The following is a 525-nucleotide window of genomic DNA, read 5'->3' as shown; positions in this document are numbered from 1 at the left end:
GCCAAGGAATCAGGAGAATACGTAAATTATAACTTTGTTTTCCCTACGGTTGAAAAAGTATTTATCACTAATGATAATAGTAGTCAATCACAAGCTAAACAAGACTTATTTGGTGGTTCTGAACCTGTTGAAGTTGATGAATCAGAACTTCCTTTCTAGAAAGGTGGTTACATGTACACAGAAGAAGAGAGAGAGCAAATTATCGACATCGTGGATAAAATGAGCTTATTAAGACAAGACTTTGACGGAGCTTTCGCTTGGATCAAGGAAAACGTATCAATGCCATTTGACTTTGACGGAGAACAGCAATTTATATCAGAATTGAAGCAGTTAGTTAAAATTAACGCTTTAAAGTTTGGTAAAATATATGAGGGAGTATTAAATTGACAACATTAAGAGAGCTACACAAAAAACTTAAAATTAAACAAACGCTTGACAACTATGTACGCAACACAAATAAAAAATATAAACATAACTTTGTGGCTGATGAAATTCTTGGCGAGGGAATGGCTAAACTGATCGAGC

At 34.3% G+C, this 525-nt stretch carries 2 protein-coding genes; both read left to right on the top strand.

All coding sequences use genetic code 11. The annotated features are described in order from the left end of the window. Nucleotides 1-159: single-stranded DNA-binding protein (locus EII29_RS13205; RefSeq protein ID WP_199726100.1), on the top strand; the 159-nt coding region annotated here is incomplete at its 5' end. A gap of 12 nt (nucleotides 160-171) precedes the next feature. After that, nucleotides 172-387: a hypothetical protein gene (locus EII29_RS11590; protein WP_036851123.1), complete on the top strand. Its 216-nt coding sequence runs from the start codon at nucleotides 172-174 to the stop codon at nucleotides 385-387. Nucleotides 388-525: the final 138 nt, after the last annotated feature.

The sequence above is a fragment of the Leptotrichia sp. OH3620_COT-345 genome, assembly GCF_003932895.1.
Classification (GTDB): domain Bacteria; phylum Fusobacteriota; class Fusobacteriia; order Fusobacteriales; family Leptotrichiaceae; genus Pseudoleptotrichia.
This window is presented reverse-complemented; position numbering and strand designations above follow the sequence as displayed.